The organism is Paracidobacterium acidisoli, assembly GCF_003428625.2.
GTDB classification, from domain to species: domain Bacteria; phylum Acidobacteriota; class Terriglobia; order Terriglobales; family Acidobacteriaceae; genus Paracidobacterium; species Paracidobacterium acidisoli.
This window is the reverse complement of record NZ_QVQT02000006.1, coordinates 65,636-80,215: the sequence shown is the minus strand read 5'-3', so window position 1 is coordinate 80,215 and position 14,580 is coordinate 65,636. Positions and strand designations below refer to the sequence as shown.

8 protein-coding genes are annotated in these 14,580 nt (G+C 59.6%); 7 read left to right on the top strand and 1 reads right to left on the bottom strand.

The genetic code is table 11. The annotated features are described in order from the left end of the window. Positions 1-33: 33 nt before the first annotated feature. The 6 genes from D0Y96_RS16320 to D0Y96_RS16295 all read left to right on the top strand — a co-directional run bounded on the left by D0Y96_RS16320 (position 34) and on the right by D0Y96_RS16295 (position 12,560). Entirely contained in the window at positions 34-1,422 is a 1,389-nt protein-coding gene (locus D0Y96_RS16320; protein ID WP_117302060.1) for a Gfo/Idh/MocA family protein, read from the top strand. 94 nt (positions 1,423-1,516) lie between these two features. After that, the gene (locus tag D0Y96_RS16315) at positions 1,517-2,626 is read left to right on the top strand and encodes a LacI family DNA-binding transcriptional regulator (protein WP_117302058.1); all 1,110 of its coding nucleotides are present in this window, start codon (positions 1,517-1,519) and stop codon (positions 2,624-2,626) included. Between the two features lie 260 nt (positions 2,627-2,886). Next, positions 2,887-4,308: a Gfo/Idh/MocA family protein gene (locus D0Y96_RS16310; protein ID WP_117302056.1), complete on the top strand. Its 1,422-nt coding sequence runs from the start codon at positions 2,887-2,889 to the stop codon at positions 4,306-4,308. A 230-nt stretch (positions 4,309-4,538) separates the two neighbouring features. After that, positions 4,539-7,892, top strand: coding sequence for a TonB-dependent receptor (locus tag D0Y96_RS16305; protein WP_117302054.1), 3,354 nt, complete (start codon positions 4,539-4,541; stop codon positions 7,890-7,892). A 132-nt stretch (positions 7,893-8,024) separates the two neighbouring features. After that, positions 8,025-10,013 carry an alpha/beta hydrolase family protein gene (locus D0Y96_RS16300; protein WP_117302052.1) on the top strand — a complete coding sequence of 663 codons (1,989 nt, stop codon included), beginning with the start codon at positions 8,025-8,027 and terminating at the stop codon, positions 10,011-10,013. 48 nt (positions 10,014-10,061) lie between these two features. Further along, positions 10,062-12,560, top strand: a complete 2,499-nt coding sequence (locus tag D0Y96_RS16295; protein WP_350449101.1) for a PKD domain-containing protein — start codon at positions 10,062-10,064, stop codon at positions 12,558-12,560. On the opposite strand, the gene D0Y96_RS20850 is transcribed toward D0Y96_RS16295, so the two are convergent. Next, entirely contained in the window at positions 12,557-13,177 is a 621-nt protein-coding gene (locus tag D0Y96_RS20850) for a hypothetical protein (protein WP_491562716.1), read from the bottom strand. The two genes, D0Y96_RS16295 and D0Y96_RS20850, sit on opposite strands and share 4 nt — an antisense overlap. 42 nt (positions 13,178-13,219) lie before the next feature. Between D0Y96_RS20850 and D0Y96_RS16290 the strand changes: the two genes are divergently transcribed. Further along, on the top strand, positions 13,220-14,299 hold the full coding sequence (locus D0Y96_RS16290) for a hypothetical protein (RefSeq protein WP_491562715.1): 1,080 nt from the start codon (positions 13,220-13,222) through the stop codon (positions 14,297-14,299). Positions 14,300-14,580 lie beyond the last annotated feature (281 nt).

Below are 14,580 nucleotides of genomic sequence, written 5' to 3'. Positions count from 1 at the left end.
CAGGAATCCGGCGGAACCAGTCGCAGAACTTTTATGAAGCAGGCCGGCGGTGCCATGCTGGTAGCGGGCATGAGCGCGCGGTCCTACGCCCGAATCGTCGGCGCGAATGATCGCATCCGCCTCGGGCAGCTCGGCTGCGGCTCGCGCAGTCATGGGCACATCCACATGGTGAAGGTCGCCTCGCAGACCACTCCGGTGGAGACCATCGCCATCTGCGATCTCTGGAGCCTCGCGCGCGATCGTCGCGCTGCGCAGGTGAAGGAGGCTTTCAATCTCGATCCGAAGCAGTACAAATATTCCGAAGAAATGCTGAGCCGGAATGATATCGACGGCGTCATGATTGCGACCGGCGACTTCCAGCACGCAAAGCTCTGCGCCGAGGTCGTCCGCGCCGGCAAGGATTGCTACGTCGAGAAGCCCTTCGCCAACGTTCTGTCCGAGGCGAAAGAGACGCGCGATCTGGTAAAGGCTTCAAAGCAGGTCGTGCAGATGGGTACGCAGCATCGCAGCGAGCCCTACAACCTCGCCGTCCGCGACGTGATCCGCTCCGGACGCATCGGGCAAATCGTGCATATCGAGCAGGAGTGGAACGTCAACGAAGAGCGCTGGCGCTTCGTCGACATGGATACAGGCAACTCGCCGGAGATGGAACAGGACCGTAACCTGCAGTGGAAGCAGTGGCTCCTCGACCGGCAGTCGAAGCTGCGCGAAGAGGACACCGACTGGAAGCGCTGGCTTCTCGGCAAGCCCGACCGGCCCTTCGATCCTCACGTCTATCTCGAGTTTCGCCTATATAAGGATTACTCCTCCGGCATCTTCGATCAGTGGATGAGCCACGGCAGCGACCTCGTCCATCTCTGGGCCGATGAGCTCTATCCGGAGAGCGTGATGGCCACAGGCGGCGTCTATGCCTGGAAAGATGGCCGTCAGAACGCCGACACCTGCGTCGCCGCTGTGACTTATCCCAAAGGCTTTCTGTATACGTACAAAACCATCTTCGGCAACAGCTTTCGCAGCTTCTCCAGAATCCAGGGCCGTGACGGAACCATTGCGAACTACGGCGGCGAAGGCGCATCGCTGTTTACGGTGAGCAGCGAAGGCGGAAGAGACGAATACGGTGGCTCGGTCAAACGGTCCGGCCTGCCGATCACCGCGCCGCCGAACGATCAGGAAGAGATCATTCACGTGGAAGGAGCCCGTCCGCCGGATACGCGCGGGCCGGATGATGACAGCATCGTCCATCTGACCAACTGGCTCGATGCCATGCGGCAGCGCAAAGAGCCCAATGCAAATGTCGATCACGGCTTCGCGCACTCGCTCGTCTGCATCATGGCAGCGCAGTCCTACTGGGGCGGCAAACGTCTCTACTGGAATCCGCAGACCGAGGAGATTGTCGACGCTCCCGTGGCTGGTCAGGCTTAGAGGTTTGAAGAATGTACAACAGCGGCAGCCCGCGACCTTTTCCCGTTTGCATCGGCCGCGGGTTCGCTGCAATGCTTTCCTGTAACGAGTAATCATGGTCAAAAAGTCCACTGAGAACGCCGCCGCTAAAACCGCTCCCCGAAAGAGCAAAGTCGGGCTCCGCGAGATCGCGGCTGCAGCCAACGTCAGCATCGCAACCGTCTCGCGTGTTCTGAGCGGAAACAACCGCGTCGACCGCGAGATACAAAAGACGGTCTGGGCGCATGCGGAAAGACTCGGCGTCGACCCCGGTCAGCGGAACCAGAACAAGACGCTCGCCTTTCTGCTCAGCAACCGCGCCATGCTGCACGCCTTTCACTCGCGCATTCTCGGCGGCGCCGAGGCGCAGTGCGCGGCCAGCGGCTGGGATGTCCTCTATCTTTCGTTTCATTACCCGCTGCAGGCCTCGTGGACAGAGCTGCATCTGCCGAAGGTCATCCAGCGCCACGATCTGGTCCGCGCCGTCATTCTTGCCGGCACAAACTCCGTCGAGCTGCTCAAGCTGCTCGACCACCGGAACATCCCCGCCGTCGTCCTGGGCAACAACGCCATCGGCAGCCAGCCGGAGCTGATGAAGCACGACGTGGTCTTTGTCGACGACACGCAGGGAGGCTTCGAGGCCACGCAATACCTTCTCCAGCTTGGCCACCGCCACATCTGGTTTGTCGGCACCACCCGGCTTCCGTGGTTTGCCCGCTGCTTTCAGGGCTACCGGAACGCCATGCAGTCCGCCGGCCTTGAGCCCTGCCAGAGCAGCACCGAATCGGCCGACGACGCGGAAAGCGGATATCTCGCGACCAAGTCGCTGCTGGCGCGCAATGAGCCGGTAACGGCAATTCTTGCCGGCAATGATTTCACGGCGCACGGAGTCTACAAGGCGCTGAGGGAAAAAGGCCTCCGCGTTCCTCAGGACGTAAGCGTGATCGGCTGCGACGATACCGTCAGCACGCTGCTTACGCCGGCTCTGAGCACGACGCGCGAATTTCCCGAACAGATCGGCAAACGGCTGGTCGACCTCGCCCTCAACCGGATCACGAAGCCCGGTCAGGGCCCCCAGTCCATAACGATTCCGACGGAATTCATCCCGCGGGAGTCGTGTGCTCCGGCTGAGCCGCCGGTTCGCGCTGCTTCGAGGGTCGGCGCGGTCCGCCAGTCTGTTCGATAAACCATCCACCCGCCGAAAAGCGGGTGATGCGGCCCCGTTCGTTTCTGATGCGATACCGTGGCTCCTGCTGGGGAGCCGTTTGATAGCGGAGTGTATTTAGGAGTATGTTTTAGTTTCGCAATTGATCGACAAGGAAAGAAAAGGGAAGCGCGCTTTCTGCACTATGGGGAGCGGCTGCCGCAGATCTCTGTCGACTCGCACCTCACCACAGGAAGACAAACCGGCCAGCCGGCGTCTGGACAAAATACAGGAGGATATGGATGAGCGGCACAGACGGAATCGATCGCAGAGCATTCCTGAAGGGAACCGGAGGCCTGCTGGTGGCTGCCGGCATGGACGCGCGCTCCTATGCGCGGATTCTCGGAGCCAATGACCGGATTCGTCTGGGGCAGCTCGGCTGCGGCGACCGTAGCGAAGGACACGTGCACATGGTCCAGCTTGCATCGAAGCAGCTTCCGGTCGAGACCGTCGCCGTCTGCGATCTGTGGAGCATGGCGCGAGACCGCCGCGCCGCTCAGGTGAAGAAGGCCTTCGGCACCGATCCGAAAGCGTACAAGTACTCCGAAGACATGCTGGCGCGCAAGGACATCGACGGCGTGATGATCGCCACCGGCGACTTCCAGCATGCAAAGCTCTGTACCGAAGTCGTTCGCGCCGGCAAAGACTGCTACGTGGAGAAGCCCTTCGCCAATGTGCTCTCCGAAGCAAAAGAGGCGCGCGACACGGTGAAGGCCTCGAAGCAGATCGTGCAGATGGGCACCCAGCACCGCAGCCAGCCCTATCCGCTTGCCGTGAAGGAGATCATCCGCTCCGGCAAAATCGGCAAAGTCGTCCACATCGAGCAGGAGTGGAACGTCAACGAAGAGCGCTGGCGCTTCGTTCCCTACGACACAGGCATCTCGCGCGAAATGCTGAAGGACGAGGCGATGGAGTGGAAGAGCTGGCTCTACGGCCGCAAATCGCAGCTCCGCGAAGAGGACACCGACTGGAAGCGCTGGCTCCTCGGCAGGCCCGACCGGCCCTTCGATCCGCACGTCTATCTTGAGTTCCGTCTCTACAAGGAATTCTCCTCCGGCATCTTCGATCAGTGGCTGAGCCACGGCAGCGATCTCGTCCACCTCTGGACCGACGAAACGCACCCCGTCAGCATGACCGCCAACGGCGGCATCTTTGTCTGGAACGACGGACGCGAAAACGCCGACACCTGCGTGGCCGCGGCGACCTATCCCGGCGGCTTTCTCTACACCTACAAGACCACCTTCGGGAACAGCTACCGCAGCTTCTCGCGCATCTGCGGCCGAGAGGGAACCATCGAGAACTACGGCGGAGAAGGAGCATCGCTCTTCGTCACCACGAAGGAAGGCGGCCGCGATGAATTCGATCCCTGGGAGTCAGGCCCCGTCTACAAACAGGCGCCGCTGCTCTCCGGTCCTGCGGCAGACGGTGCCACGACCGTGCAGGTTCCCGGAGCGCCCGCACCCTCATCTCTCGGGCCGGACGACGATGATGTGGTCCACCTCGTGAACTGGCTCGAATGCATGCGCGATCGCAGACAGCCGAACGCCACGGTCGATCATGGCTTTTCGCATTCCATCGTGTGCATCATGGCGACCCAGTCCTACTGGAGCGGGAAGCGTGTTTACTGGGACGCTGCGCGCGAAGAGATCGTCGATCAGTTATGAAATGCTCCTGATCGAAATCCCATGGGACACCAGCTTCGCTGGCGCTGTTCCCATAATTGCTTTGACAGGCCCATAAACAGAATGTTTTAGCAGCATAAGCTGGCCAGTTTTCGCTTGACAGGAAAACAATAAGATCATAAACATTCAAATACGATAGAAATCAAAACTATTGTTTACGAACGGTTCAGTCACCGTCAGGTTCTTGGTCATTCAGAGGCAAAGGAGCGCAAATGAAACAGTCAAAAAAATACGCGGCTGCAGCATTCCGGACTTTCTTTGGCATGGAGGTCGGAGGAAGATTCATCCTCTCTGCACTGCTGCTGACACTTCTGTGTACGGCGACGGCATTCGCCCAGTTCACAACGGCGCGCTTCAACGGCATCGTCACCGATAACACCGGTTCGGCGGTGCTGGGTGCGAGCGTCACCGTCGAACAGGTCGACACAGGTTATAAGCAGAGCGTGAAGACGGGAGCCTCCGGCGATTATCTTTTCCCGAGCCTTCCGGTCGGTCAGTACCAGCTCACGGTTGAGATGAACGGCTTCACGACCTACGTGCAGAAGGGAATCACCCTCACCGTCGGTCAGTCCGCCAGCCAGAACGTCTCCCTGCAGGTGGGCGCGGTCAGCCAGCAGGTCACCGTGCAGGCCAGCGCCAATCAGGTCACCACCGACGACGCCGCCATCACGCAGCTCGTCGACTCAAAGAGCATGCAGAGCCTGCCCATGAACGGACGTCAGGCCCAGCAGCTGGTCTTCCTGGTTCCTGGCGCTGTTAACGTCTCGAACCAGAACTGCGGCAACGACTGCGAAGGCGGCGTTCTTCCCGGTGAGCAGTACGCCAAGGTCAACGGCGGCGGAGCAAACGGAGTCTACTACCTGCTCGATGGCGTGGACTATAACGACAGCTACATCAACACCAATCTCCCGTTCCCCAGTCCCGATGCGCTGCAGGAGTTCAACGTCCAGACGGACAACATGAGCGCTGCCTATGGAAACGCAACCGGCGGCGTCGCCAATGTGGTCACCAAATCCGGCACAGATCAGATCCACGGCGACGTCTTCGAATATCTGCGCAACTATGCCATGGATGCGAAGAACTATTTCGCGACTTCACCCGATCCTCTCAAGCAGAATCAGTTCGGCGGCACCATCGGCGGTCCGGTTCTGAAGGGCAGGCTTTTCTACTTCGGCTCTTATCAGGGTACCCGTCAGAACACGGCAACCAACGGTGAGATCTCACAGGTTCCCACCCAGGCCGAGCGCAACGGTGATTTCAGCGATCTTCTGCCTACGCAGCTCATCAACCCCAATAAGAATTCTCCCTGGCAGTTCGACAGCAACAACGTCATCGACCCCAGAGCCTTCGACCCCACGGCGCTGTTTATTCTCAAAGAGATTCCGCTGCCCAATGATCCTTCCGGCGGTGTTCATCAGCTCCTTTACAACGCGGCTCCTTCCATTCAGAACACGAATGAGTACCTTGCCAAGGTCGACTACATCCTCGGCAAGCACCACATCAGCGGTCACTACTTCCAGCTGCACTATGACGTTCCCATCATGCTGCCGCCGGCAAGCAACATCCTCGAGGGTACGCCTGAATCCCCGCAGAGCCTGGGCCTCAAGAACGTCAGCGTTGTCGATATTTACAGCATCTCCTCGAACATTCTGCTGAACAGCTACTTTGGATGGACAAGCCAGACCGGTCTCACGCAGTCCGCTGCGCCCTTCACCATTGCGCAGGCGGGCTCGATGATTGCCCAGCCTACCAACTTCAAGCCCACGCTCAACGTGCAGGTTGGAGGCGGAAACGACTTTACGGTCGGCGATCAAACTTCGACCGGAAGCTGGAACCGCGGCGACGTATCCGATCGGGAGATCCTCACTCTCATCCGCGGAACGAACGAGATTCAGGTCGGTGGCGAATACCGCCGTATCTTCGCGCCGATGGGCAATACGTATCAGGCGGACGGAAACTTCGACTTTGACAATAACCTCAGCAACAATAATCTCTCTGATTTCATGCTGGGAGCCGTATCGAGCTTTACTCAGGCCGGCGGTCTCTACCTCGACTTCACCGGAAACGAGTGGAGCTTCTTCGGCCAGGATAACTGGCACGCTACTCCGCGCCTGACTCTCAGCTTCGGCCTTCGCTGGGATCCATTCGTTCCTTACACCGACAGCGAAGGGCGCGTCGCCTGCTTCGTTCCCGGAGCGAAATCCACACGCTTCCCCAATGCTCCTGTCGGTCTGATCTTTGGTGGCAGCAATCATGATCCAGGCTGTCCGGCAGCCTCGATCTATAACAGCCTTGGCAACGTCGGCCCGCGCTTCGGCTTTGCCTACCAGCTCACGCAGGATGGCAAAACCAGCGTCCGCGGTGGCGCAGGCTACTACTACCAGTCGCCCAACGTCGTCGCCTTTGAGGATGTGGTCGGCGTTCCGCCCTTCGCTCCGATCGTCAACATCCAGTCCACCAGCCTCACTGATCCCTACGGTTATGCCCATGTGGCGAATCCATTCCCAGGCTCCTTCGGGCCGTCCAACCCTGGGCCGAGTGCAACTTTCCCGCAGAACATCTCCTTTACGCAGATCTTTGACCGGAACTTCCGTCTTCCGCAGATACTGAGCTACAACCTCACACTCGAGCGGGGCATCGGCAGCTCATGGCTCATTCGCGCGCAGTATGTGGGCAATCGTGCCAGCCACCTCGGCGGCACCGGTGATCAGGAAGCGGGTCTGCTCCAGCTCAATCCGGCACGCTATACATTTGAGTACGGCCCGCCTACCGAAGACAACACGCAACAGCGACGTGTTAATCCGTTGTATGGATTCGTTAACTCCATCAACTCCGGGGTGAACAGCAATTACAACTCCGGCCAGATTGAAGCCATCAAGCGCATCGGTTACGGCCTCTCCTTCCGGACCAACTTCACCTGGTCGCATGCTCTCAATGATTACGGCCCGAATGGAGAGCCCGGGGGACTTGCCACCAACACCTGCGCCTGCGGCCGTTACTTCGACTACGGTCCGGATGCCGGCGATGTGAGCAAGGTATTCCGCTTCTCCGGCGATTATGCCTTTCCGCATGCGCCCATCAAAGGCATCGGCAGCCAGGTCATCAATGGCTGGAATCTCAGCACCATCACCAGCTGGCAGAGCGGTTTCCCCTTTACCATCTTCTCCGGGAGCGACAACTCCCTGTCGGCCATCGGAGCTGATCGCGCAGACCTGACCGTGCCCAGCATCAGCCATGCCGTGCTCAGCACTGGAAGATCACATGCTGCGCTGGTCAATGAATGGTTCGATACCAATGCCTTCACACAGAATGCAGTCGATACCTATGGCGACATCGGCAAGAACTCCATGCGCGGTCCGCGGTATTTCGATACCGATCTGACCCTCATGAAGCTCGGAAACATTACCGAACGGGTGAACTACGAGTTCCGTGCCGAGTTCTATAACATCTTCAACAACGTCAACTTCGAGAATCCTGATAACGGACAGCAGGATGGCACCTTCGGTCAGATCAGCTCCGCTCAGTCTCCCCGAATCCTGCAGATGGCTCTGAAACTGAAGTTCTGATACGTCTCTCGATGGCGCAGATACCTGGAAAGACCGCATCCCTCGGATCGCTCCTCCAGGTATCTCGCCAGAGAGAAGAGATTTCTGGTTGAATCGCTGGCGTCCCTGAAATCCCTCCGGGAAAATCAGGGCATGAAAGAGATTTGCAGCATGCATTGCAGCCGGCACCGTTTTCGGGAGATCGCACTCCTCTCCCTCCTCTTCGCGGCAACAGCCGCCTCCGCCTTCGCACAGATCAGCCGCCCTTTCGTCGATCGCGATCTCGCGCAGCCCGAGCCGCAGGTCACCAGGTCTGAATATCAGTTCCAGCACTTCCTGCTGAACCGCATTCCTCCGCTTCCTTCTCCGGCCTCATCCGGGCAATGGACATCCCAGGAAGCGCAGCTGCGGAAACACATCCTCGACGACGTGATCTTCCACGGATGGCCCGCCGCCTGGGTCAGCTCCGCGCCGAAATTCGAAGAAACGGGAGTCATCGAGACCGATCACGGTTACCGCATTCACAAGCTGCGGTACGAGATCGTCCCAGGCTTTACCTCGACGGCTCTTCTCTACGAGCCGCTGAAGATCACCGGCAAGGTACCGGCCATTCTCAATCTTCTCGGCCATGAGCCGGACGCCATCAGCGTCGAATACGAGCAGAAGCGCTGCATCAACTTCGCGAAGCGCGGCATCATCGCCCTCGATATGGGATGGGTGGGCTTTGGCGAGCTCGCGCAGCCCGAGAATGCGCACGACTACGCATCGCTCCTGAATCTTGCCGGCGCCGACGCCGCAGGCTTCTTTTATCTCTCCATGCGGCGCGGCCTCGATTATCTCGCCGGCCTGCAGAATGTCGACGCCGACCGCCTCGGCGTCACCGGACTCTCCGGCGGCGGCTGGCAGACCGTCGTTCTCAGCGCTCTCGATCCGCGCGTCGCCGTCTCCGTCGAAGTCGCCGGCATCGGTTCGCGTGAGTCGAACATGACGCATCCGAGCGACACCGACGAAATCGAAGAGGACGCGCCGGATCTCATGCAGGCGGCCGATTATCCGGAGCTGATCGCCATGCGCGCGCCCCGTCCCTCGCTGCTCATACACAACGCGACCGACAGCTGCTGCTTCCGCGCTCCCATGGTCGAGCCGTATATATATACGGCGGTCCGGCCGTTCTTCCAGCTCTTTGGAGCAACCAGTGATTTTGCCTGGCACACGAACCACGACCCCGGCACGCATAACTATCAGCTTGATAACCGGCAGCAGGCCTACCATTTCTTCACGGAGCAGTTCGAGCTTCCGGTAGCAGACGAAGAGATCTACAGCGACGACGAGATTCGCACGCCGCAGGCGCTCGCCGTCGGCCTTCCGCAGGACAATCTGACTCTCGTCAGCCTGGGCCGTGAGCTGGCCAGCCAGATTCACCGTGAGCCCATCCCCGCTAATCCTGCTTCAGACAAAACATGGGCGGAGGCACAGCGGAAGAAGCTCGCATCCGTCGTCCGCTACGAGCCGGTCACCGTGCAGAACGCGCTGCGCGAGACCAATGGAAAAGCCTTCGATTTCAAAACGCTCACGTACCGCTTCGACTTCTCCAACGGCCTCAGTGCCAGCGGCCTCTGGTTCCGCGAAGAAGCGGCACCGGAGAACGCTCCGGCCACCATTGTCCTCGATGATCGTGGCCGTGCCGACGCCGGCGCCATCGTTGCCCGGCACGTCGATCGCGGCGAACAGGTTCTCGCGCTCGATCTTCTCTTCCAGAGCCCCGATCTGACGCACTCCACAGCCTGGGCGCTGCTCGCCGACAGCAGCGGCGCTCGTCCTCTTGGGCTCGAAGCGGCTCAGCTCATCGCCGCCGCCAAATGGCTGCACGCTGCTACCGGCAGGCCTGTGGAAGTGCAGACCAGCGGCATGCGCAGCCAGGTTGTGGCGCAGATCGCCGCGGCGCTCGCGCCCTCTGAATTCTCGACCGTCGTCAGCCGGAATGCTATCCGCAGCCTTGGATATCTCTTCGATGCGCCGGTCCCGTTCCGTTCGGCGCCGGAACTGTTTTGCCTCGACCTTTATCGCTACTTCGATATCGACGTTCTGACCGCGCTGGCGTCTCCTGACACCGTCTCGGTTCTCAACGTGATTTCCAAATAAGCATCATCTGCCATCTGCATTCAGGAATGGAAGTTTATGGAGGAACGTGTGAAGACGAATTTCGTCAGGATGAGCCGTACGTCATCCGGTTTGAAGTGGGGCCGAATTCTGCTGCTGTGTGCCGGCGTTGCTGCAGCGCCGCTGGCGCAGTCCTATGGCCAGGACCACTCTTTGACCATCAAAGTCAGTCAGACCGACGGTAAGTACTCGCTGGAGCTTCCCGGCTCCCGCACCGACGTGCTGCACGCCGGCATCGCCGCCGAGGTCGATGGCCGCTGGCTCCGCGCCAGCGATTATCCCCGTCACGAAGTCAGCCAGTCGCAGAGCGAAGGTTATCTGGGCGAGGCAACTGACTGGCAGATCACCTACACCGGCCTGAACGGACAGCCCGATCTCGTCTGTCATCTGCGCGTCTACAGCTCGCGGCCCTTCGCCGACATTCAGGTCACCGTGCGCAACACGACCTCCAAAGTCGTCCATGTCGAAGGCATCCGCTCCGTCGACGCAACAGAAGGTGCGATCCTCGATCTTGGTGGTCCGGCCGCTGACGACCGCGTCCTCTCCGACAGCTGGAGCGAAGACCGCCCCGGCATGACGATCCACGATCTCGCCGACGCGAAGAACCAGATGCATCGCGGCGTGGGCAGCCAGATCATCTATAACCTGCACAGCCACGAGAGCCTCTTCTTCGGCGCGCTCACCTCCGACCGCTTCATCACCGTCTATCGTCTGCACCTCGCCGATACCACGCCCACCGCGCCGCGGCTCGCAAATTACGAAGTCGACTCCACCGGCACCACGGAGATGGAGCTCGAGAACTCCCTCGAAGACTCACCGACGCAGGATCAGATTCAGCTCAACCTTCCCGTCGAAGTGGGTGGGGAATTAGCCGCCGAGCGCATCCTCTTCAGCCTTTCCAAAGACTATTACCAGCAGCTCGACACCTACGGTTCGTTGATCAAGCGCATCCACCACGCGCGCACCACGGCCCCGCCGCTCATGGGCTGGTGGAGCTGGACCGCCTATTATTTCGGACTCAACGAAGGCGCCGCCATCACCAACGCCGAATGGGAAGCCGAACACCTGAAATCACTCGGCTATAACATCTTCCACATCGACGAAGGCTACCAGTATGCCCGCGGCGAATACACCACCGCCAATGCGCCGCTCTTCCCGAACGGTCTCGCCCCGGTCTTCTACAAAGCGCACGGTCTGGGACTGATCCCCGCCATCTGGACAGCGCCCTTCGAAGTCACCGAGCGCTCCTGGGTCTATGAGAACCATCCCGACTGGCTGGTGAAGAACGCAGCCGGCCAGCCCATCCATGCCGGAACGGTGGAGGGCCACAAGGACCAGATCTACGTCCTCGACACCACCAATCCCGACGCCGCCAAATACCTGCACGACACCTACGTCACGCTGACAAAGGTCTGGGGTCTTCGCTACATCAAGATGGACTTCATGGACGACAGCGCTGTCGAAGGCTACTACTACAAGCCGAATACCACCGCGCTCGAAGCCGAGCGCATCGGCCTCGGCATCATTCGTGACGCCGTCGGCAATGGCGTCTGGCTCGACAAGGACGGCAGCCCCATGCTCAACCCGGTGGGCTACGTCGACTACGGCCGCATCTCGCAGGACACGGGCCACACCTTCGGAGCCAGCAAGGAAGCTGCCACCGGAATCGCCGCCCGCTACTTCATGAACCGGAATTACTTCGTCGCCGATCCCGATGCCTTCACCGTCTCGACGCAGACCATCGCCGACCAGGCCTGGCATGAAAGCACCACTCCTGCCACGCTCGATGAAGCCGAAGTCTCCATCTCGCTCGCTGCCGTCTCCGGCGGCATGTTCGAGATCGGCGACAACCTGCCTTCACTGAGCAGAGACCCCCAGCGCCTTGCCCTTATCGAGAATCAGGACCTGATCGACATGATCCGCCTGGGCAAAGCATCCCACCCGCTCGATCTGATGAATTACTCGGCCGAGGATAAGCAGCCGAGCCTCTTCCTCCTCAAAGAGAACAGCCGGCAGAGCATCCTCACCGTCTTCGACTGGACGGAAGGGCCGCGCGATCACTCGATCGACCTCGCCTCGATCGGTCTCCCGGCGGGCAGCTACACCGCCGCCAACGTGCTCGACAGCAAAGACACGATCGAGCTGCAGGGCAACACCCTCAACCTTCACCAGCCTGCCCATTCGGTGCGCGTCATCAAGCTCATCAATACGCAGGTGCAGCCCACTCCGCCCGACGTGACCGTGCAGCAGCCGTCAACAGGCGACGCGGGTGCGGACCTCACCTTCTCCGCGAAGGCCGGTGAGACCGATCCGGTTCTCACGTATCACTGGGACTTCGGCGATGGCGTCTCGGTCGAAGGTGCGGAGGTCACGCACGCCTACACCGAGCCCGGCGATTACGATGTGCATCTCTCAGCCAAAGGCCTGGACGGTCTGACGGCGGAGAAGCAGTTCCACGTGCAGGTCACCGGCCACATTCCGACCGCTTTCGAGCCGGAGAAAAACCGCCGCCTGCAGTCTTCCAACTAAAAAGCCGGCAAAGAAAACCAGTAAAATAAAGACAAACAGAACGACAGGCCCGCATCTTCGGATGCGGGCTTTTTTATACCCGCCTTCGCGCCGGAAGCTGCGCCATAGAGCCTGCGAACCGGCGGTTCAGCGAAAGCGCCTCCTGACAATTCAGTGACAAGTGCAGGTTTGCCCCCTGTTACATTTGCATCGATATGACCGAGCAGGACCTTGGTGAAAAGCATCAGGCGGGGAGCCGGATAAAGTATGTACTGCTGGTCATCGTTCCACTGTATTTGTATCTGAGCTTGTTTTCGCTGTCCGCTCTTCCGTTTTACCAGGATGGCGATCAGACATTTTTCTGGGAATACGCCATGCGTATGCTGTATGGCGAGGTCGTCTATCGCGATTTTTTCCAGTTCACTCCGCCGGGCACGGACCTTATCTTTCTCGCGGTCTTCCGAATATTCGGCCTGCATGCGTGGGTCTTCGGCTTCGTCGTGATTCTGATCGGAGCGCTGCTCTGCTGGATATGCCTCAGCATCTCCCGGCAAATCATGGATGCGCCATCGGCCCTGCTGGCCATGTCTCTGTTTCTCGTATTCGTCTTCGGCAAAACACTCGGGGCCACGCATCACTGGTTCAGCCTGTTCGCGGCGCTCTGCGCGGTCAGAGTTCTCATGCGAGCGCGAACCAGTGCCGGAGCTGCCTTTGCCGGCGTGCTCCTCGCCATTGCCTCATTCTTTACGCAGACCACCGGAGCCGTCGTACTGATCGCAGTTCTGCTCTTTCTGGCCTGGGACGAATCTTCTCTTCCGTCGAAGTGGCCGGCAGTATTGAAACTGCAGTCCCTGTTGCTGTTCACCTTCTGCGTGACGCTTTTCATTCTGAATGCCTGGTTTATCTGGAAGGCCGGGTGGAGGCAGATCTGGTATTGTCAGGTCACCTTTCCCGCGCACTATGTGGAATACGGACGTCATATGCTCTTTCCCGGTCTGCACCGGCAGGACGGCGGAGGAGTATCCCTGAGAAATGTCCTCGATCTTGCCAGGCGTCTGCTGCTTTATCTGCTGCCTTTCGTCGTATATCCCCTCATCGGATGGCAGGCTTTGCGCCGCAGACAGGACCAGGCAGGTGGTGTCCGGAGAAGCGTCATTTTATGTGCGTTCGCGGGAGCGGCGCTTTGGCTGGAGATGATAACCCGATCGAACTGGGTAAGAATCTCCGTCATCGCCATGCCGGCAATCATTCTGCTGGTTTGGGCAGGTACCCGCAAAGCGGGAATACGGCGCTGTCTGCTCGGAACTGGATGGGTACTCGTTCTTGCGTGTGCAATCGCTCATATCTGGTCGCGGCAGCACCAGAATCTTTGTGTCACGCAACTACCCATAGGCAAGGTTCTGCTTCCGCCGCCCGAGCATGAAAAGCTTTCTCTTCTGGCGCAGGATACAAAGCCGGGAGAGTATTTTTTCCAGGCAATGTGGCTGAATGTATACCCGGCCTTAATGCTGCGAAGTCCGGCATTTGTCGATGAGCTGTGGGCGAGCGAAACAACCCGTCCTGAGTATGCCGAACGGACCCTGCAGCAGCTTCAGCAACGCCAGGTAACGTATATTCTCTGGTCGCCGCGATTGAACTCTCCAATGAACCCTGCCCGTCCCTGGGAGTATCACCTGAATGCCATTCATGCCTGGCTTCGGAGCCACTACAGGCTGATCCATATCTTTTCCGACCAGGATGAGCTCTGGCAGAAAAACTGACGCAGCCGAAGTGCATCCAGCCCCCTCCGCCGCCGAGCTGCCCGCCTGCACCACGCCGCGATATACAGCGCATACAACGCCCTGCCTGCTGTCCGCATAAGCCGGGCAGATGCAGCTCATAAGCGAAGCTGATGCAGATGCGCTGTGCCGTCCTCGCATGCAGATATACGCAGCGAAAAACCTGCAGGCCGGTCAGGACGTGTGCGCGAGATGCGCGGATACCCACACTCAGCATTCTGCAGCAGCAGCCACTCTCGCACAGGACCGCACATTATACCCTA